Origin of the sequence: Myxococcus hansupus, from assembly GCF_000280925.3 — a bacterium.
GTDB classification, from domain to species: Bacteria; Myxococcota; Myxococcia; order Myxococcales; family Myxococcaceae; genus Myxococcus; species Myxococcus hansupus.
In genome coordinates this window covers 1,049,873-1,069,794 of the sequence record NZ_CP012109.1, presented here as the reverse complement: position 1 = coordinate 1,069,794, position 19,922 = coordinate 1,049,873, and the positions used below count along the sequence as shown (strand labels likewise).

Below are 19,922 nucleotides of genomic sequence, written 5' to 3'. Positions count from 1 at the left end.
GCGACCATGCGCATCCGCTCGGGCCTCTGCGCGCTGCTCCTCCTCGCCGCCACCGCGACGTGCTCGAAGCCGCACGAGGCCGCTGGCGCGCGGCACCCGCCGCCGGGAGAACGCACCATCCCCGTGGACGTGGCCCCGGCCCAGCAGCGCGACGTGCCCATCTATCTGGACGGACTGGGCACCGTGGTGGCCTTCAAGACGGTGACGGTGCGCACCCAGGTCAACGGACGCATGCAGGAGGTCTTCTTCCGCGAGGGCCAGCCGGTGCGCCGAGGGGAGGCGCTCGCGCAGATAGACCCCCGGCCCTTCCTCATCCAGTTGCGGCAGGCCGAGGCCGCGCTGGCCCGGGACAAGGCCCAGCTCGCCACCAACACCAAGGACCTGAAGCGCTACCAGTACCTCGCCGAGCGCAGGCTCATCCCCCAGCAGCAGGCGGACGACCAGCAGGGCCTGGCGGACCAGGGCGCGGCGCTGGTCCGCGCGGACGAGGCGGCCATCGCCGCGGCCCGGCTCAACCTGGAGTATGCGCGCATCGTCTCACCGCTCGACGGGGTGACCGGCATCCGGATGGTCGACCCGGGCAACCTCGTCTCGACGTCCGACACCACGGGCATCGTCGTGGTGACGCAGCTCGACCCCATCGCCGTCTTCATCTCCGTCCCCCAGGAGCGGCTCGCCGACATCGCCCGGCAGCAGCGCCAGCATCCGCTGGAGGTCATCGTCCTCAGCCGCGACGGCGGCACCGAGCTGGGGCGCGGAACGCTCACCGTCATCGACAACATCATCAACCCCGCCACGTCCACGCTCCGGCTCAAGGCCGTCCTGGCCAACCCCGACCACGGCCTCTGGCCCAACGCCTTCGTCAAGGCCCGCCTCCTCCTGGAGACGCGCCAGGGCGCGCTGACGGTGCCCGCGCAGGCGTTGCAACGCGGTCCCGACGGCACCTTCGTCTACGTCATGGGCCAGGACCACACGGTGCAGCCCCGGCCGGTGACGGTGGGCCTGCTCCAGGGCCCCCTGGCGCTCATCGACAAGGGGCTCAACGCCGGTGAGCAGGTCATCACGGAAGGGCAGAACCAGCTCCACCCCGGCAGCAAGGTCGCCCCCCGGAAGGGGCACGGGCCATGAGCGTCTCCGAGCCCTTCATCCGGCGCCCGGTCGCCACCACGTTGCTGACGGTGGGCCTGCTGCTGGCGGGGCTCGTGGGCTATGCGCAGCTCCCCGTCTCGGCGCTGCCCCAGGTGGACTACCCCACCATCGTCGTCTCCACCCTGCTGCCCGGCGCGAGCGCGGAGACGATGGCGTCCACCGTCACCACCCCGCTGGAGCGCCAGTTCGGACAGATTCCGTCGCTGTCACAGATGACGTCGGTGTCCAGCCTGGGCACGTCCCAAATCACGCTCCAGTTCGAGCTGGACCGGAGCATCGACTCGGCCGAACAGGACGTGCAGGCCGCCATCAACGCCACGTCCAGCCTGCTGCCTCCGCTGCTGCCCGCCCCGCCGACGTACAGCAAGACGAACCCCGCCGACACGCCCGTGCTGGTGCTGGCCGTGACGTCCGACTCGCTCCCGTTGGATCAGGTCAGCGACCAGGCGGACTCCATCCTCGCGCAGCGGCTGTCCCAGGTCCCCGGCGTGGGGCTCGTCGCCATCAGCGGCGCGCAGAAGCCGGCCGTCCGCGTCCAGGTGGACCCGGCGGCGCTCGCGGGCGTGGGCTTGACGCTGGAGGACGTGCGCGCCGCCCTGGTCGCCGCCAACGTCAACCAACCCAAGGGAAACCTCGACGGGCCCCGGCTCGACTACGCCCTACAGACCGATGACCAGCTCCTCGACGCCGCCGCGTACCGGCCGCTGGTGCTGGCCTACCGCGACGGCGCGCCCCTCCGGTTGAGTGAGGTGGGCGACGTCATTGACGGCGTGGAGAACGCGCAGCTCGCGGGCTGGGCGGGCACCCAGCGCGCCATCATCCTCAACGTCCAACGACAGCCGGGCGCCAACGTCATCCAGGTGGCGGACCGGGTGAAGGCGCTGCTCCCGCGGCTGGCGCCCACGCTCGCGCCGGGACTGAGCGTCCACATCCTCAGTGACCGCACGGAGACGGTGCGCGCGTCGGTGGCGGACGTCCAGTTCACGCTGGGCCTCACCATCTTCCTGGTCGTCGCGGTGAACATCGTCTTCCTGCGCTCGGTGCGCGCCACGCTCATCCCCGGCATCGCCGTGCCGCTCTCGTTGGTGGGCACCTTCGGCGTCATGTACCTGGCCGGCTACAGCCTCAACAACCTGTCCCTGATGGCGCTCACCATCGCCACCGGGTTCGTGGTCGATGACGCCATCGTGATGATTGAAAACATCTCCCGTCACATCGAGGAGGGCGCGTCCCCGTTCGACGCGGCGCTCGAGGGCTCTCGGCAGATTGGTTTCACCATCATCTCGCTGACCGTCTCGCTCATCGCGGTGCTCATCCCCCTGCTCTTCATGGGGGGCCTCATCGGGCGGCTGTTCCGCGAGTTCGCGGTGACGCTGGCCATCGCCATCACCGTCTCCGCGGTGCTCTCCCTCACCCTCACCGCGATGATGTGCGCGCACCTGCTCGAAGCCAGGAAGTCCAAGGCCCCGGGGCGCTTCTACCGCGCCTCGGAGCGCTTCTTCGACGGACTGCTCGACCTCTATCGCCGGGGGCTCGACACCGTCTTGCGCCACCAGGCGCTGACGCTCGGGGTGACGGTGGCCACCGTCGTGCTCACCGCGCTGCTCGCCTACTTCATCCCCAAGGGCTTCTTCCCCACCCAGGACACGGGGTTGATTCAGGGCATCACCGAGGCGGCGCCCGACGTCTCCTTCTCCCGGATGATGCAGTTGCAGCAGGCGCTGACCGAGGTGGTGCTCCAGGACGCCGACGTGGCCTCGGTGGCGTCCTTCATCGGCGCGGACGGGACGAACCCCACCACCCACAACGGCCGACTCTCCATCACCCTCAAGCCGCATGGCCAGCGCAAGGTGAACGCCACCGGCATCATCGCCCGGCTCAAGCCGAAGCTGGACGCCGTCACCGGCATCCAGGCGTCGCTCCAGCCCGTGCAGGACCTGACCGTGGAGACCCGTCAGACGCAGGCGCCCTTCCAGTACACGCTGGAGGATGCCAGTCCGGCCGAGCTCGCCGCCTGGGCCCCTCGCATGCTGGCGGCCATGAGGGCCCGCCCCGAGCTCACGGACGTCGTCAGCGACCAGCAACCCGGGGGCCTCCAGCTCCGGCTCACCATCGACCGGGACGCCGCCGCGAGCGTCGGCGTGCAGCCCCAGGCCGTGGACGACGTGCTCTATGACGCCTTCGGCCAGCGGCAGGTCTCCACCCTCTTCACCCAGCTCAACCAGTACCGCGTCATCCTGGAGGTGAAGCCCGAGCTCCAGCGCGAGCCGAGCACCCTGGAGCTGCTCTACGTGCGGCCGCAAGCCGGAGGCGCGGTGCCCCTGTCCGCCGTCGTCCGGTCCGACATCCAGCCCGCCGCGCTGACCGTCAACCACCAGGACCAGTTCCCCGCGGTGACGCTGTCATTCGACACCGCGCCGGGCGTCTCGCTGGGTCAGGCGGTGAAGGCCATCCGTGAGGTCGAGCAACAGCAGGGCCTGCCGCCCAGCATCCGCGCGGACTTCCAGGGCACCGCGCAGTCGTTCCAGCAGGCGCTGGCCAGCGAGCCGCTGCTCATCCTCGCCGCGCTCATCACCGTCTACATCGTCCTGGGCGTGCTCTACGAGAGCTACATCCACCCCGTCACCATCCTCTCCACGCTGCCCTCGGCGGGCGTGGGCGCCCTGCTGGCGCTGATGCTCGTCCGCGTCGAGTTCAGCATCATCGCGCTCATCGGCGTCGTGCTGCTCATCGGCATCGTGAAGAAGAACGCCATCATGATGATCGACTTCGCGCTGGAGGCGGAGCGCCATCAGCGGCTGACGCCCCACGCCGCCATCCGGCAGGCGGCCCTGCTGCGCTTTCGGCCCATCATGATGACGACCCTGGCGGCGCTGCTCGGCGGCATCCCGCTCGCGCTGGGCCAGGGCACCGGCTCCGAGCTGCGCAAGCCCCTGGGCATCAGCATCGTGGGCGGGCTGCTCGTCTCCCAGGTCCTGACGTTGTTCACCACGCCAGTCGTCTACCTGTTCATGGGCCGCCTGGCGCGCCGGGTCCGCCGGCGTCCGCGCCCGCCGCCGGAGCCGGCATGAACCTCTCCGGGCCCTTCATCCGCCGCCCCATCGCCACGTCGCTGCTCGCCGTGGCCATCCTCCTGGGCGGCGCGACGGCCTACACCCAGCTCCCCGTGGCGCCCCTGCCCGACGTCGACTTCCCCACCATCAACGTCACGGCCGCGCTCCCTGGCGCCAGCCCCGAAATCATGGCGTCCGCGGTCGCCACGCCCCTGGAGCGGCGCTTCGGACGCATCGCGGGCATCAACGAAATCACCTCCACCAGCACGACGGGCAACACGTCCATCACGCTCCAGTTCGACCTGAGCCGCGACGTGGACTCCGCGGGAAGGGACGTGCAAGCGGCCATCAACGCGGCCGGAGGCGACCTGCCCACCAACCTGCCCAGCCGCCCCACCTACCGGAAGGTGAACCCCGCGGACGCCCCCATCCTCATCCTGTCGCTGACGTCGAAGACGCTCCCCCTGGCCCAGGTCTACGACGCGGCCAACAACGTGCTCGCGCAGAAGGTGGCCCAGGTCCAGGGCGTGGGGCAGGTCTTCGTGGGCGGTGGCCAGCAGCCCGCCATCCGCGTCCAGGTGAACCCCCAGGCCCTGGCGGGCGTGGGGCTGGGCCTGGAGGACGTGCGCACCGCGCTGGAGCAGGCCAGCGTCGACCGGCCCAAGGGCCTGCTCAACGGCCCCGAGCAGTCCCTGGTGTTCGGCGCGAACGACCAACTCCTGGAGGCCCGCGCCTACGAGGACATCGTCCTCGCCACGAACGCGGGCGCCCCGCTGCGCTTGAGGGACGTGGGCCGCGCCTTCGACAGCGTGGAGAACGTGCGCGTGGCCGCGTGGACCAACGGCGAGCGCACCATCTCCCTCATCATCCGCCGCCAGCCTGGCGCCAACATCATCGAGGTCATCGAGCGCGTGAAGGCGCTGCTCCCCTCCATCACCCAGGCCATCTCCCCCGCCATCGACGTCCGGGTGGCGCTGGACCGGAGCAGCTCCATCCGCGCCTCGGTTGCCGACGTGAAGCGCACCCTGGTGCTCAGCGTGGTGTTGGTGGTGTTGGTGGTGTTCGCCTTCCTGCACAGCGTGCGCGCCACGCTCATCCCCAGCGTCGCCGTGCCGCTGGCGTTGATTGGGACCTTCGGCGTCATGTTCCTGTGCGGCTACAGCCTCGACAACCTGTCGCTGATGGCGCTCACCATCTCCACCGGCTTCGTGATTGATGACGCCATCGTCGTCACGGAGAACGTCGCCCGCTACATCGAGGAGGGCGACACGCCGCTGCAGGCCGCGCTCCGGGGCTCGCGGCAGATTGGCTTCACCATCCTCTCCATCACCGCGTCCCTGCTGGCCGTCTTCATCCCCCTGCTGCTGATGGGCGGCATCGTCGGGCGCATCTTCCGGGAGTTCGCCGTCACCCTCAGCGTGGCCATCGCGGTCTCCGCCGTGGTGTCCCTCACGCTGACGCCGATGATGGCCTCGCGGCTGCTCCGCCCGGAGCACCGCCGGCGCGCCACGCTCTTCGAGCGCGTGCAACGGACCTATGACCGGGCGCTCGGCGCGGTCCTGGACCACCCCACGCTCACGCTGCTGGTGCTGGCGGCCACCATCGTCCTCAACCTCTACCTCTACGTCGCCATCCCCAAGGGACTCTTTCCCCAGCAGGACACGGGCAACCTCACCGGCATCTCGGACGGCCCCCAGGACATCTCCTTCCCGGCGATGAAGGCGCGGCAGGAGGCCGCCAACGCGGTCATCCGGCGGCACCCGGCCGTCCACAACGCCACGTCGTTCATCGGCGGCACCTCCACCCTCAACTCCGGCAACGCCTTCATCGAGCTCAAGCCCCGAGGCGAGCGGACGCAGAGCGCCGACCAGGTCATCGCCGAGCTGCGCGCCCAGCTCTCGCGGGTGCCCGGCATCCAGGTCTTCCTCCAGTCCGTCCAGGACGTGCGCATCGGCGGGCGGCTGTCCCGCACGCAGTACCAGTACTCCCTCCAGGACCAGGACCTGGGCACCCTCCAGACGTGGGCGCCCCGCATGCTGGACACGCTCCGGAAACTCCCCGAGCTGCGCGACGTGGCCAGCGACCAGCAGGTGAACGGGCTCCAGCTCATGGGGACCATCGACCGGGACACCGCGTCACGCCTGGGCATCACCCCCGCGGCCATCGACCAGGCGCTGTACGACGCCTTCGGCCAGCGGCAGGTCGCCACCCTCTTCACGCCCACCACGCAGTACCGCGTCGTGCTGGAGGTGGACCCGGCGCAGGCCGCGTATCCCGAGGCGCTCCAGGACCTGTTCGTGAAAGCACCTTCGGGCGCCGTGGTGCCGCTCTCCACGCTGGTGCGCTTCCAGCCCGAGCCGATGCTGTTGTCCGTGAATCACCAGGGCCAGTTCCCCGCGGTGACCCTGTCCTTCAACCTGGCGCCGGGCGTGGCGTTGGGCCAGGCGGTGAACGCCATCCACCGGGCGCAGGCGGAACTGGGCCTTCCGGCGAGCATCACCGCCAGCTTCCAGGGAACGGCGCAGCTCTTCACGGAGTCACTGCGCAATGAGCCGTACCTGGTGCTCGCCGCGCTGGTCGCCGTCTACATCGTGCTGGGCATCCTCTACGAGAGCTACGTCCACCCGCTCACCATCCTCTCCACGCTGCCCTCGGCGGGGGTCGGCGCGCTGCTGGCCCTGCTCCTGTTTCGGATGGAGCTGACGCTCATCGCGCTCATCGGCATCATCCTGCTCATCGGCATCGTGAAGAAGAACGGCATCCTGCTGGTGGACTTCGCGCTGGAGGCCGAGCGCGGCCAGGGGCTCTCCGCGCGCGAGGCCATCCGCGGCGCCTGCCGGGTGCGCTTGCGCCCCATCCTGATGACCACGCTGGCGGCCATCCTGGGCGGCCTCCCGCTGGCGTTGGGCCAGGGCGCGGGCTCGGAGTTCCGCCGCCCGCTGGGCATCGCCATCGTCGGGGGGCTGGTGCTCTCCCAACTCCTGACCCTGTTCACGACGCCCGTCGTGTACCTGGAGCTGGACCGGCTGGCGAAGCGCCGCGCCGCCACCCGGAGGAAGGGCCCGTGACGGCTACAGGCTCGCCAGCGCCACCCGGTAGAGCGCCCGGTAGCCCATGCGAGGGGCCGTTTCGAAGCGCTCCGCGTTGAAGATGTCCTTCAAGAGCGCCTGCCCATCCGGAGACGACTGGAGGCTCAGCAGCGTCGACTCCAGCGAGCTCACCAACTGCGGCGGAAGGCCCATGGCCACCGGGACGCCGTCGTTGGGCGCCTCGTCGGTGTAGGCGATGAGCTCGAAGCGCCGCCCCGCGCCCGCGCCCAGCACGTCCTCCACGCCCGTGGCGAAGGACAGCCCCGTGGACGCCGGAGGGCAGAACACGCTCGTGACATCCGCCTTGCCGTCCAGCACCGACTCCAGCGCGCCCTGATACGAGCCCGCGAAGTGCTGCGCGAAGAAGGCCCGCGAGGGCTCCAGCCCCTGCGTCTTGAGGTAGGCGGTGGGCAGCAGGTAGCCCGCCACCGAATCCCGGTCCACCCAGACAGCGGAGGTGCCCTTGAGCCGCTCCACCGTGAGGCCCGCGCCCGCCCGGCACACCAGGGCGGCCCGGTAGGACGACATGCCGCGGCGGACACCGCGCACCACCACCCGCACGCCCATGGCCTCCATCCGCGCGCAGACGAACGGCGGGGCCCAGGCGGCATCGGCGCGGCCCGACAACAGGTCCTTGGCGAGCGTCTCGTAGCTGGACGCGACGCTCACCTCCACCAGCTTGCCCAGCGCGCGCTGGAGGAATGAGGCGAGCCTGTCCGCGCGCTCTCGCGCCGTCTCGCTGCCCAGTGAAGGGGGCAGCCCGAACCGGAAGGAATGCCGGGGCGTCGAGGGGGCTTGCAGGGTCATCGCCCCCCTAACTACCCCTCCCTGCCCAGGCGCGCCACTTCATCGTCGGCGAGACCGAAGGTGGCTTGAAGCATATCCAGGATTCGCTGCTCTGGATGGCTCGGCGAGCCGCCCGCATGGGCAATCTTGGTGGCCAGCCGGAACGCCTTCGTTCGCTGGGCGTGCGTCGTCAGGCCGTGAGCCAGGACCTGGAGTCGCTGCGGCAGGCCCTCGGCGGCGAGCGCCGCCACGGACTCACTCACGAAGCTCTGGGCCCGCTCCGGGCTGACGTTCTCGAAGAGGGGGTCCGCCGCGAAGCTCTCCACCAGCGCCCGGGCCTCCGCCTCCTGGAGCTTCCCGTCCGCGGCGCTCACCAGCACCATGACCTCCGCGAACAGCCGCTCCAGCGGCTCGCCCAGCGCCTCCGCCAGGCTGCCGCCGTTCTCGATGACGTCGATGATCTGCGCCACCTCGTCCTCGGAGATGCCCAGCGCGGCCTGGAACGTCTTGAGCAGGCCCAGCTCGTCGCGCGTGGCCCGCTGGTCCGCCAGCGCCACCGCCGCCGCCAGCCCGAAGGCCAGCATCCGGTTCTTGTGGTCCGGCAGGCGGCGCCGCAGCGACGCGAGCACGTCCTCCAGGTTCTTGGCCTCCGACAGCCGCGCGGCGCTGGACTCCACCAGCGCGTTGAGCTCGTCCGGGCGCGTGCCTTCGAACTCCGGGCGCTCCAGCACGCGGCTGAGCAACGTCTGCATCTCCCGCTGCGACACGCGCCCGTCCGCCATCGCGGCCAGCAACATCGCCTCCACCAGCGCGCCGTTGCGGTCGTTGCGCGCCTTCATTGCCTGCTCTCGAGCCATGGGCTGGCGCTCCCTTGAGTGTCCTTCGGTTCGGTCGTCGTGGCCCCATCCTCGCTGGCTTCCAGCGGGTTGGGGTTGAGCGTCTTGTCCAGCAGGTGCGTCGGCCGCACGTTCGCCATGGCGTTGAGCACGCTCTGGCGGACGTTGGGAATCTCCTTGCCCAGCTCCTCCATCAGGCGCTGCATCCGCTTGCGCTGGAGGTTCTCCTGCGTGCCACACAAGTCACAGGGGATGATGGGGAACTGCATCAGCTCCGCGAACTTCGCGATGTCCTTCTCCGCCGCGTAGCACAGCGGGCGGATGACCACGTTGCGCCCGTCGTCGCTGCGCAAGAGCGGCGGCATCGCCTTGATGGAGCCGGCGAAGAAGAGGTTCAACAGGAGCGTGTGGATGAGGTCGTCCCGGTGGTGTCCCAGGGCGATCTTCGTGCAGCCCAGCTCCACCGCCGCCGTGTAGAGGATGCCGCGCCGCATGCGCGAGCACACCGAGCACTGCGTCTTTCCCGGGGGCGTCTTCTCCAGGACGATGCTGTAGGTGTCCTCTTTCAACAGCTTGTACGCGTAGCCCTCACGCTGGAAGTACGCCTCCAGCTTGTCCGCGGGGAAGCCGGGGTGGCCCTGGTCCAGGTTCACCGCCAGCAACTCGAACTTCACAGGCGCGCGTCGCTGCAGCTCCCGCAGGAGGTGCAGCATCGTGTAGGAGTCCTTGCCTCCGGACACGCCCACCATGATGCGGTCCCCGTCCTCGATGAGGCGGTGATCCGCGATGGCCCGGCCCATGTGGCCAAGCAGGGTCTTTTCCAAGCGCTGGACGTCGTTCATCGGCGCGGCCATCCTAGCGGCGGCCCGGGAAAAAACACCTCAATCCCAAGGCCCGGTCCGCTACCCTGCCCGCCGCGATGCCGACCTACCCAGAAGGTGCCGTTGACGTAGTGGATGCCGAGGGCGAAGAGCGCGCCACCCGCCAGTTGGAGCAGGCGCGTGAAATCGCCGTGGACCTGGAGGCGGACTCCATGCATGCCTTCCGCGCCCGGCTGTGCTTCCTCCAGCTCGCCACCGACGCCGAAGTCTTCCTGCTGGACACGCTCCAGCCGGGCGTGGTGCCGGACATGCTCGCCCCGCTGATGGCCGACCCGGCGCGCACGAAGTTCTTCCACGCCGCCCAGGGGGATTTGCAGTTCCTGGCCGAGGTGGGAGTCCGGGTCCAGGGCCTCTTCGACACCCACCGGGCCGCCACCCTGCTCGGCTGGCCCAAGGTGGGCCTGGCCGACCTCGCCCGGGAACGCCTGGGCGTGGAGCTGCCGAAGGAGCACCAGCAGTCTGATTTCTCCATCCGCCCCCTGCCCCCGGGCATGCGGGAGTACATCGCCAATGATGTACGCTACCTGTGCGAGCTGGGCCGCCAGGTGCGCGACGCCTGCCGCGAGGCCGACATCCTGGAGGAGGTCCTCTTGGACTGCGTGCGCATGTGTGACGAGGCGGCGGCCCGTCCCGACGTGGGCGCGGACTACAAGCCCAAGCTGCCTCGCAGCGGGCTGAACCCCACGCAGCTCACGCTGGCCCACGCCATTGCCCAGGTGCTGCACCGCAAGCGGCTGGAGTGGGCGGAGAAGGAGAACGTCCCCATGGGGCGGATGCTCTCCAACATGGCGCTGGGGGACATCGCGGCGAAGCTGCCCACCACGCAGAAGGAGCTGGCGCGCATGGCCGGCGTGCGGGGCTCCTTCGTGCGCACCCACGGGGACGAGCTGCTCGCGTTGGTCCGGGAGCAGTTGGAGAAGTCCCGCCGGGGCGAGCTGGCGCCGGAGCGCGAGGCCAAGGGCCCGCGCGACACCAACAAGCGCAAGCGCGAGGAGGCCCTCAAGACGTTCCGCGTGGAGAAGGCCACCGAGCGCAAGGTGACGCCCAGCGTGGTGCTCACCAATCCGCTGATGGAGGCGCTGGCCGCGAAGCCTCCGCAGGACGTGGAGGCGCTGGCGCAGGTGCCCTATCTCGGGGAGAAGCGGGTGCGCCTGTACGGCACCGCGCTGGTGGACCTGCTGGCGCAGTTTCCCGTCCTCAGCGCCTGAGTCACGGTCGCCCGGGTCCTGCCCGGGCGCCGGCGCATCGAGGCGCGGCCCAGGCGGTGCCCGAGCGCAAGCGCATCGAGGCGAGGCCCGGGCCGTGCGCCGGCGCATCGAGGTGAGGCCCAGGCCGTGCCCGGGCGCCGGCGCATCGAGGCGAGGCTCAGGCCGTGCCCGGGCGCCGTGGGCGGCACATCGAGTCGTCCCCTCCATGTGCCTGTTCGCCTTGGGAGACGGGCACCTCGGTGTGGCTGGCGCCGTGCCAGTGTGGTGTCGCTCAAGACAGACACATCGAGGCGCGGTGGGGCAAGCCGCTCGCGCCCATGGCGCAGGTGGTGGAGAATGGCAGACCCGCGCGCCACGTCGTGCCGCGGCTGGAGGCCTCCCTGTTGCGGCTCGGACATCTGCTCCTTCCCCTGCTCGCGCTCGGCGCCGCGGCCTGTGTGGCCACGCGTCCGCAGCCCGTGGATGCCCCCACGGCCGCCGCCCCACGGCCGCCGCCGCCCCCGAGCCCGTGGAGGAAGCCGCACCCGTCCTCACCCCGCCGGGCCTCCGGCTGAACCCGAGCGTGCGCCCGGTGCGGCAGACGGTGACGCTGGAGCTGGACCCGCGCCGGGAAGCCTTCAGCGGAACGACGGACATCGAAATCACCCTGGCCGAGGCGACCCGCGAGGTGTGGCTCCACGGCGACGCGCTCTCCGTGAAGGACTCCGCCTTCCTCGTCGGCGGCAACCGCGTGCGCACGTCCGCGCTGCCCGTGGGCGACATGCTCGTCTTCCTCCCGCGAGAACCGGTGGGCCCCGGCACCGTCACCCTGCGCGTGGCGTACACGGGCCGCGCACAGGCCCGCGAGAGCTCGGGCATCTACCGCGAGGAGGAAGCGGGCCGCTGGTACATGATGACGCAGTTCCAGCCGCTGGCCGCGCGCCGCGCCTTCCCCTGCTTCGACGAGCCCGGCTTCAAGATTCCCTGGCGGCTCACCCTGCGCGCCCGCGAGGAGGACGGCACCTACGCCAACGCCCCCGTGGAGGCGGAGACGCACGGGCCGGACGGCTGGAAGACGGTGCGCTTCCAGACGACGCCCCCGCTGCCGTCGTATTTGGTCGCCTTCGCGGTGGGCCCCTTCCAGGCCGTGGACGCGGGCGTCGCGGGACAGCACGATGTGCCGGTGCGGATGCTGGTGCCCCATGGCCGCACCGCCGAGGCCACCTGGGCCGCCGAGTCCACGCCGCGCTTGCTGGAGCGGCTGGAGACGTGGTTCGGCACACCCTACCCCTACGCCAAGCTGGATGTGATCGCGCTCCCGGGCAGGCAGGGCGGCGCCATGGAGCACCCGGGCCTCATCACCTTCGGCGCGTCGCTCATGCTGGGGCCCGCGGAGGGAGACTCCCTGTGGCGCCAGCGCTACTTCGCCCAGACGCAGGCGCATGAGCTGGCCCACCAGTGGTTCGGCAACCTCGTCACGCCCGCGTGGTGGGACGACCTGTGGCTCAACGAGTCCTTCGCGGACTGGCTCTCGTACAAGGTCATCACGCAGTGGAAGCCCGATTGGCGCGGCGACATGCGCCGCATCGAGGCCCGAGGCGCCGCCCTGGTCGAGGACCGGCTCATCAGCGCGCGCAGCATCCGTCAGCCCATCCACGCCCCCGGGGACATCCACGCCGCCTTCGACGGCATCACCTACAACAAGGGCGCCGCGGTGCTGGCCATGTTCGAATCCTGGGTGGGCTCCGACACGTTCCAGGACGGCGTGCGGCGCTTCCTGGCCGCGCACGCGAAGGGCACCGCCACCACCCACGACTTCTTCACCGCGCTCGCCGCCGCCTCGGGCAAGGACGTGGCGCCCTCCTTCTCCTCCTTCCTGGACCAGCCCGGCGTGCCTCGCGTCGCGATGACGCTGGAGTGCCCGGCGGAGGGTGCCCCCCGGCTGGAGTTGGAGCAGCGGCGCTACCTGCCGCTGGGCTCTCCTGGCGCGGGCGAAGAGACAGCGTCCTGGCAGGTGCCCATCTGCGTCCGCTACGCCGCGAAGGGACGCGAGGGCCGGGCCTGCACGGTGCTTTCGGAGCCCACGGGCACCTTGCACCTGGACGACGCCAAGGCCTGTCCGGACTGGGTCCACCCCAACGCGGAGGGGCGCGGCTACTACCACGCGATGCTCCGCGGCGACGCCCTGGAGCGGCTGATGCGCCAGTCCGGCAAGGGGCTCACGGTGGCCGAGCGGCGCGTGCTGATGGATGACGCGCAGGCCCTGGTGGCCAGCGGCGACCTCGATGTGTCGCAGGCCCTCACGCTGGCCTCGCGGCTGCTGCGTCCGGAGGACGCGGACCTCGTCATGGGCGCCGCGGAGCTGGTCGCGAGCGTGCGGGATGACTTCGTTCCCCAGGCCTCGCTGCCCAACCGCGCGCGCTTCGTCCAGAGCCTCTTCGGAGGACAGGCACGCCGGCTGGGCTTGATGCCTCGCACGGGCGAGGGCGAGGACCTCCGCATGTTGCGCCCCTGGCTGGTGTGGATGGTGACGAAGGCCGGAGAGGACGCGCAGTTGCGCGCGGAGGCGCGGGAGCTCGCGCTGCGCTGGCTGAAGGACCGGCGCTCCCTGCCCATGGACTCGGCGAATGCGGTGCTCAGCGCGGCGACGGCTGGAGGCGACGCGGCGTTGCACCAGCACCTGCTCGAGGCCCTGCGCGCGACGACCGAGGTCCGCGAACGGGAGCTGCTCTTCTCCGCCCTGGGCGGCTTCCACGACGCCCCGCTCGCGCGGGCCAGTCTGGAGCTGCTGTTGGCGCCGGACGTGGATACGCGGGAGGCGCTGCCCCTCCTCTTCCGACAGTTCGAGGAGTTGCCCACCCGCGCGGGGGCCCTGGACTTCCTGACCTCGAACTTCGAAGCGCTTCGGGACCGGCTGCCCCGGGACATCGCGCCGTGGCTGCTCAGCACGGGCGGCTTCTTCTGCGACACCGAAAGCCGGGAACGGCTCGCCACGTTCTTCGCGCCCCACGCCTCCGCCGTCGAGGGCGGCGAGCGCGCCCTGGCGCAGTCGCTGGAGCGCGTGGACCTGTGCATCGCCCAGCGCGAGGCGCTGCGCCCCGGGCTGGAGCGCTTCCTGAGCCGCTACTGAGTCAGCGCTTGCGCGCGAGCATCATCCCGTCGCGCACCGTCAACAACACGTGCTCCACGCGAGGGTCCGCGGTCACCTTCGCGTTGAAGTCCACGATGGCGTGGTCACTGGGCGCCTCCGGCTTGAGCACCCGGCCCGACCACAGCACGTTGTCCGCGACGATGAGCCCGCCGGGCCGCAGCAGCGGCAGCACCGCGTCCCAATACGCGGCATAGTTCGGCTTGTCCGCGTCGATGAACGCCAGGTCGAACGGGGCCTGGAGCGTCTTCAGCGTGTCCAGGGCGGGCCCCATGCGCAGGTCGATTTTGCGCCCGTGGGGGCTGCGCGCGAAGAAGCCGCGGGCCACATCCGTGGCCTCGGGGTCGACGTCGCAGGTGATGAGGAGGCCGCCCTCCGGGAGCGCCTCGGCCATCATCAGCGCCGAGTACCCCGTGAAGGTGCCGATTTCCAACACGCGCCGCGCGCCAGTCAACGCGACCAGCATCCGCAGGAAGGTGCCTTCCACGGCCCCCACCTGCATCTGCGGCGAGGACATCCGTGAATACGTGACATCACGCAATTCATCGAAGAGAGGCGCGGGTGCCGTGGTGTGCGCGTCCACGTACGCCTCGATTTCAGGGGGAACGAGGGTGAGCTTGGGCATGCCCCATCGATTAGCACGTACCGGAGGGCCCCCCACTTCGAGTTGCCGTCAGACGCCTCATGCATAACTTTGCTATTACTCTGGATGGAGGAGGCCTCGATGCTGGCTGCACGAATCGGTGGTGCGCACGCGGATGTGTCCCGGTGCATCGCCGCCAGCCTCCAGTGTCAGGTGTCTTGCGAAACCGGCATGGCCCGCCGTGTGGAACGCGGGGAGCCCGTGTCCGGCGAGGTGGTACGCCTGCTCCGCCAGTGTGCCGAACTGTGTGAGCTGAACGCCCGCGCGCTCCAGAAGGAGAGCCGGCTGGCCCGGCGCACGGCCAGCCTGTGCTTCGAGATGGCCAACCTCGTGGCCCGGGCCGCGTGGCTGGACGCCGAGGACCGGGACTCCTACACGCTCGCGCGGGATGCGCTCCAACTGGCGCGAGCGTGCAGGCCGCTGCTGTTCTCGTACTGACGCCGTCCCCTGACTACGGAGGGGGCAGCGGCTGCCAGTTCGGGTCGGGCCAGACGAAGGGATTTCCCCCGGAGCCCGGCGTCGCGTTGCCGAAGTAGCGCTGGCAACCCGAGGTGTTGCCGGGCCGCCCCAACAGCTCCCAGAAGCCAGGGCAGACATCCCGAGGAATGCGCGTGCGGCAGTCCGCCATCGTCCGCTCACCGGCGCCGGGCTGCGCGTAGTACGCGCTGACGAAGTTCCACGCGATGCGCTGGAGCGACTGGACGGTCGCCGCGTTCGCGCCCGAGGGCCCTGGCGCGCCCTCCGGGGACTCCCGGAACACGGATGCGTGGTGGACCGCGGCCATGAAGTAGGAGCCCAGCGGCGTCAGGTGGACGTTGTCGCTGAAGAGCACGTTCAGCTTCTGCGACGTCGTGCCGGTGATGCCCGGCACCTCGTTCGCGATGACGCGCTCCACCAGGTCAACCAGCGCCGTGCTCCCGGGGAGCGCGACCACGCGGTCCGTTCGGCCATCGGCCTGCAACGTGAGGTTGACCTTGGAAGACACACACTCCCAGGCCACGCGAGCGTTCTTCTCGTAGGCAATCCACTGGGCGGGGCTGTTCTTATTGATGTCCAACCACGTGTGATAGAAATACGTCACGGATTGCGGATTCCCCGCGACGAGCCGGTCGTGGAAGTGCCGCAGGTAGCCGACGGTGTTCTCCCACTCGATGGTGCCCAGCAAATCGTGCCGCTCGGTGATGAGGAGCGTGTCGTACTTCTCGCCAGGGCCCAACGTCTGTGGCGACAGGAGTTCCTGAACCACGTTCATGTTGGTGCCCACGCGGTTCTTGCCCTGGCGGTACCCGGCCCATGCGCCGTTGCCCCAGGTCCGGACCCGCATGGGCGAACCAATCACGTTCTGCTGGTTCCAATTGAAGTCCTTGCCCCGGCCTGTCGCGATGCTGGCGAAGTGGTCCGGCATGGGGTTGTCGAGCAGGCTGTGGCCAGAGAAGAAGACCCGGGCGCGCGTGAGGGGCGCATCCGTGTCGGGCGCCCCCGCGTCCTCCTCCCTTGCATCCGGGTCCGTGGGCCCTCCTTCCGGAGGGAGGACGCCCGAGTCGGACACCTCCGGGAGCTCCTCCTCGGAAAGGTCCTGGTTGGAAGACTCGGCACACGCCAGTCCCAGGGAAACAACCAGGAGGGCGCACGGCCTCCATCGTGGTGCGTTCATGGTGCAGGTCCTCATCGCGAAAACTGCGTCACCATCCTACCGGCCATCACTGCCAATCCAGAATAGACCGGAAGCCGTCACTTCAGACATCCTGGGGCCTCTGCCAAGGAGGCACGGATGAAGATGGGACGCATCGCAGTGGGTTTGGTGGCAGGGCTCGTGTCGTGGGTGGGCTGTGGCGGCCAGCCGCAAGAAGAACGGGCCCCGGCCGAGGCAACCCAGGAGTTGGAGCAGTCCTGTGTGTATGCCTATTTCGAGTGTGGCTATCGCGGCTACCAGTATCCCTACGCGTGGCCCGCGGCCTGTGCCGGCGGCATGAATACGCACGCAATGGCTTTTGAAGCCTGCCTCGCGGAGTGCCCCTGGATGTGCATCGACACCGGGGACATCGGCCCGGAGCCCTAAATCCACACCTGGGCGCGGAGGGCGAAGAGTCCCCTTCCGCGCCCCTTCAAGACAGGCCGACGCTCAAGCCACACAGGGCGCAATCGGAGCGTGTGGCAATTCCTACCAGGAAGGGCGCCGCCCGCCGGGATGGGAGCGCGAGGGGGAGACCTCACGCATCAAAGCCGAACCGGGGCGATGGCCCGCTCACAGCGCCAGGAGGACGTCCAACTGCGCCTTCAGGCCGCGGGCCTCGTCGTGCTTCCCCAGTTTGACATAGAGGTCCACCGCCTCCTGCCGCTCCTGGATTTCGCGCTGGACGAGCGCCTGCACCGACTCCGGCGACAAGACCAACCGGGGCACTTCCCCGCTCCCGAGTCCTCCGACACTTCCAGCGAACGTGCCATCGGTGGCGCTTGGCGCCGTGCTCAGCGCGGGCGCCTCGGCATTGTCGATGGCGGCGAGCGTCTCCCGAAGCACCGCCGCGGCGGGAGGATTCCGAGCCCGCATTGCCTCCTTCAACGCCGCGCGCAGCGTCGCCTTCCATTCATCCACGGTCCTCATGATGCGTGCACAGTAGAGGCGCACCACGGGCCCGACAAGGCGCTGCTACGAGGTCAGGGCTTCGCGGAATGCCCGTCGTGGCACGCCCAATTTGGCGGTCGCGCCGTCCCGCGCACCTCCCTGTCGTGAGACGCCCATTGAGCCAGCCTTCAACTGCCCAGCCGGAGGTTCCTTGGCTGGAGCGTGGACACGCACTGGCTCCTGAAGCCCGTGGGGTGAGCGGCTACTCCCACTGCTTCTCGATGTCCGCCCGCGATGGGGACGTCGGCGGAGGCGGGTAATAGCGCTGCGGGTGGTAGTCCCTGTCCGACCAGGTCACGCTCTTGCCGAACTCGCGCACGATGCCGCGAACGTCCTCCACCGGGCGCTGCCGCTCGCTCCCGTCCGTATAGGCCTCGGCGACCTGCCCGTCCTTGAAGACGGCGCGGTAGATGAGCGACGAGCGACCGCACCGGATGCCCGTGTAGATGGGCTTGTAACGAACGCCATCGACGCGGGTCAGGTGGTACTCCAGCTTGTTCCACTTCTGACCAGGCTCACGAGGGCCCATGCTGCAACGGGCGACCACCTCGGAGACCTCGCCCAGGAACGTCCGGGTATTGGCCGCGGCTTCCGGGATGAGCCCCGGAGACCAGTTGGGATTCATCTGGGAGATTGCCTTCTCGATGCTCTCGTTGAGCAGCCGCGCCAGCGTCGGACTCGGGATGTTCCCTGGCTCCGCGGGCGGCCACAGGCGTGGGCCCACGAAGAGGTACGCCACCACGACGAGGGGGACTGCGAGCCAGAACAGCAACACCCACAGCACTTTCTTTGGGATGGCCTGCGACGCCATTCAGAGGTCTCCACGTCCAGCGCCGGGAGGCCAGACGTGGCCGCCCCCACTGATAACTGCGACACCAGCTACCACGCAGCGTACGACGGGGGCACGCGATGAAACATCGCGCGCCGCCGCCCTCACCTAAGCGCGCCTGGGGCCGGACGAAAGCCAGCGTTCGGCATCTCGCTCAAAGCGAGACGCCATAGAGCGCGCCGTACTTCTCGCGCAGGTACGCCAGGAAGTCGGTGTCCGTGAGGCCCTGTCCCGTCACTTGCTTCACGCGCTCCTCCGCGGAGAGACGGAAGCCGTGCTGGTGCACGTGCGTGCGCAGCCAGTCCCGCAGGGGAAGCAGCTCGCCACGGCCGAACTGCGCCTCCAAGTCCGGCAGGTCCCGCTTCGCCGCGCGGTAGAGCGACGCCGCGTAGAGGTTGCCCAGGGAGTACGTGGGGAAGTAGCCCAGCTCGCCCCAGGCCCAGTGGATGTCCTGGAGCACGCCCTGCGTGTCATCTGGCGGGGTGACGCCCAGGTACTTCTCCATGCGCGCGTTCCACGCGGCGGGCAGGTCCTCCACCGGCAACTCATCGCGCACCAACAGCAGCTCCAGCTCGTAGCGCAGCGCGATGTGCAGGTTGTACGTCACCTCGTCCGACTCGATGCGGATGAGCGACGGGCCCACGGCGTTCACCGCGGCGTGGAAGCCCTCCACGTCCGTGCCGGACAGCGCCTCCGGGAAGGCCGCGCGCAGCATGGGGAAGTAGTGCCGCCAGAACGGCAGGCTGCGGCCCACCATGTTCTCCCACAGCCGGGACTGGGACTCGTGCAGGCCCATGGAGGGCGCGGCGGCCAGCGGGGTGCGGTGGTGCTCGGGGGAGAAGCCCTGTTCATACAGGCCGTGGCCCACCTCGTGGATGGTGCTGAAGATGGCGGGGAACGGCGTGGCCGTGTCCACGTGCGTGGTCAGCCGCACGTCCAAGGGATGCGTCCCCCCGGTGAAGGGGTGGATGCTCAAGTCCTGCCGGCCCGCCTCCAGATCGAACCCGAAGTCCTTCAACAAGCGCAGGGTGAAGGCCCACTGGGCGTCCTTGTCGTAGTGCCGCCCCATCAGGAAGGGCGCCACCGGCCGGCTCACCGCGCTGAGCTTGCCCACCATGGGGATGAGGTGCTCGCGCAGCGCGGACAGCACCGGGGTGAGCCGCGCCACGCGCATGCCGGGCTCATGCCCCTCCAGCAGCGCGTCGTACCGCTCTCCGTCATGGCCGTAGGCGTCCGCCTGCTCGCGGCGCAGCGACATCAGGCGCTGGAGCGCGGGCTGGAACACGGCGAAGCGCCTCGCCTGCCGGGCTTCCCGCCAGGCGGGGATGGCGTCGCTGACCGCCCCGGCGAGCGCCTTCACCAGGGGCGCGGGGACCCGCACCTCCCGCTCCCGCTCCCGCGTCAGCACCGCCACCATGGCCCGCGCGTCGTCGGACAAGCCTTTCTGGGTGGCCGCCTGGGCCAGGGCGTCCCCCAGCCGGGGGTCCACCAGGCGCTCGTGGTGCAGCCCCTGCAGGGTGGAGAGCTGGTGGGAGCGCGCCGGACCCGCCTTGGAGGGCAGGTACGTCTCCATGTCCCACGTGGCCAGGCCAATGAGGCCCTGAAGGTCGCGAAGCTCCTGCATCCGGGAAAGCAGCCAGGTATCCATGCCCGGAGTCATAGCCCGCTTCGCGGCGCACTATCGCGGAAGACGCACTC

The 19,922-nt window shown here is 69.9% G+C and carries 16 protein-coding genes; 8 read left to right on the top strand and 8 right to left on the bottom strand.

Annotation, left to right across the window (positions count from 1 at the left end; translation table 11 throughout):
* Nucleotides 1–6: 6 nt before the first annotated feature.
* Genes A176_RS04485 through A176_RS04475 form a run of 3 tightly spaced genes read left to right on the top strand, consistent with a single transcriptional unit; the run spans nucleotide 7 to nucleotide 7,270 of the window.
* On the top strand, nucleotides 7–1,128 hold the full coding sequence (locus tag A176_RS04485) for an efflux RND transporter periplasmic adaptor subunit (RefSeq protein ID WP_002635806.1): 1,122 nt from the start codon (nucleotides 7–9) through the stop codon (nucleotides 1,126–1,128).
* Nucleotides 1,125–4,220 carry a multidrug efflux RND transporter permease subunit gene (locus A176_RS04480; protein ID WP_002635807.1) on the top strand — a complete coding sequence of 1,032 codons (3,096 nt, stop codon included), beginning with the start codon at nucleotides 1,125–1,127 and terminating at the stop codon, nucleotides 4,218–4,220. Before A176_RS04485 ends, A176_RS04480 begins: the two co-directional genes overlap by 4 nt.
* Nucleotides 4,217–7,270, top strand: coding sequence for a multidrug efflux RND transporter permease subunit (locus A176_RS04475; RefSeq protein WP_002635808.1), 3,054 nt, complete (start codon nucleotides 4,217–4,219; stop codon nucleotides 7,268–7,270). Before A176_RS04480 ends, A176_RS04475 begins: the two co-directional genes overlap by 4 nt.
* A 3-nt stretch (nucleotides 7,271–7,273) precedes the next feature.
* On the opposite strand, the gene A176_RS04470 is transcribed toward A176_RS04475, so the two are convergent.
* Genes A176_RS04470 through ttcA form a run of 3 tightly spaced genes read right to left on the bottom strand, consistent with a single transcriptional unit; the run spans nucleotide 7,274 to nucleotide 9,767 of the window.
* Entirely contained in the window at nucleotides 7,274–8,098 is an 825-nt protein-coding gene (locus A176_RS04470; protein WP_002635809.1) for a phosphate/phosphite/phosphonate ABC transporter substrate-binding protein, read from the bottom strand.
* 11 nt (nucleotides 8,099–8,109) lie between these two features.
* On the bottom strand, nucleotides 8,110–8,934 hold the full coding sequence (locus A176_RS04465) for a tellurite resistance TerB family protein (RefSeq protein ID WP_002635810.1): 825 nt from the start codon (nucleotides 8,932–8,934) through the stop codon (nucleotides 8,110–8,112).
* Entirely contained in the window at nucleotides 8,913–9,767 is an 855-nt protein-coding gene (gene ttcA / locus A176_RS04460) for a tRNA 2-thiocytidine(32) synthetase TtcA (protein WP_044889700.1), read from the bottom strand. The genes A176_RS04465 and ttcA overlap by 22 nt, the downstream gene beginning before the upstream one ends.
* Before the next feature lie 65 nt (nucleotides 9,768–9,832).
* Between ttcA and A176_RS04455 the strand changes: the two genes are divergently transcribed.
* The 3 genes from A176_RS04455 to A176_RS04450 all read left to right on the top strand — a co-directional run bounded on the left by A176_RS04455 (nucleotide 9,833) and on the right by A176_RS04450 (nucleotide 14,111).
* Nucleotides 9,833–11,002, top strand: coding sequence for a ribonuclease D (locus A176_RS04455; protein WP_044889701.1), 1,170 nt, complete (start codon nucleotides 9,833–9,835; stop codon nucleotides 11,000–11,002).
* Nucleotides 11,003–11,241: 239 nt separating this feature from the next.
* On the top strand, nucleotides 11,242–11,556 hold the full coding sequence (locus A176_RS39620) for a hypothetical protein (protein WP_226994195.1): 315 nt from the start codon (nucleotides 11,242–11,244) through the stop codon (nucleotides 11,554–11,556).
* Nucleotides 11,511–14,111, top strand: coding sequence for a M1 family metallopeptidase (locus A176_RS04450; protein WP_226994194.1), 2,601 nt, complete (start codon nucleotides 11,511–11,513; stop codon nucleotides 14,109–14,111). The genes A176_RS39620 and A176_RS04450 overlap by 46 nt, the downstream gene beginning before the upstream one ends.
* Nucleotide 14,112: 1 nt before the next feature.
* On the opposite strand, the gene A176_RS04445 is transcribed toward A176_RS04450, so the two are convergent.
* A complete protein-coding gene (locus A176_RS04445) occupies nucleotides 14,113–14,754 on the bottom strand; it encodes an O-methyltransferase (protein WP_002635814.1) in 642 nt (213 codons plus the stop codon).
* Between the two features lie 99 nt (nucleotides 14,755–14,853).
* Here A176_RS04445 and A176_RS04440 point away from each other — a divergent pair, with 99 nt between their 5' ends.
* Complete coding sequence (locus A176_RS04440) at nucleotides 14,854–15,210, top strand: four-helix bundle copper-binding protein (RefSeq protein WP_021781119.1); 357 nt, start codon at nucleotides 14,854–14,856, stop codon at nucleotides 15,208–15,210.
* A gap of 13 nt (nucleotides 15,211–15,223) precedes the next feature.
* Here A176_RS04440 and A176_RS04435 read toward each other — a convergent pair whose 3' ends face one another.
* A complete protein-coding gene (locus A176_RS04435) occupies nucleotides 15,224–16,426 on the bottom strand; it encodes a single stranded DNA-binding domain-containing protein (RefSeq protein WP_226994193.1) in 1,203 nt (400 codons plus the stop codon).
* 117 nt (nucleotides 16,427–16,543) lie between these two features.
* Between A176_RS04435 and A176_RS04430 the strand changes: the two genes are divergently transcribed.
* A complete protein-coding gene (locus A176_RS04430; protein ID WP_002635817.1) occupies nucleotides 16,544–16,831 on the top strand; it encodes a hypothetical protein in 288 nt (95 codons plus the stop codon).
* 186 nt (nucleotides 16,832–17,017) lie between these two features.
* Here A176_RS04430 and A176_RS04425 read toward each other — a convergent pair whose 3' ends face one another.
* From A176_RS04425 to A176_RS04415, 3 genes are all read right to left on the bottom strand, one after another.
* Nucleotides 17,018–17,374 (bottom strand): GatB/YqeY domain-containing protein, encoded by a 357-nt coding sequence (locus A176_RS04425; protein WP_044889788.1) that lies wholly within the window; start codon nucleotides 17,372–17,374, stop codon nucleotides 17,018–17,020.
* 223 nt (nucleotides 17,375–17,597) lie between these two features.
* Nucleotides 17,598–18,206 carry a hypothetical protein gene (locus tag A176_RS04420; RefSeq protein WP_002635819.1) on the bottom strand — a complete coding sequence of 203 codons (609 nt, stop codon included), beginning with the start codon at nucleotides 18,204–18,206 and terminating at the stop codon, nucleotides 17,598–17,600.
* Nucleotides 18,207–18,378: 172 nt separating this feature from the next.
* A complete protein-coding gene (locus A176_RS04415; RefSeq protein WP_002635820.1) occupies nucleotides 18,379–19,872 on the bottom strand; it encodes a carboxypeptidase M32 in 1,494 nt (497 codons plus the stop codon).
* Nucleotides 19,873–19,922 lie beyond the last annotated feature (50 nt).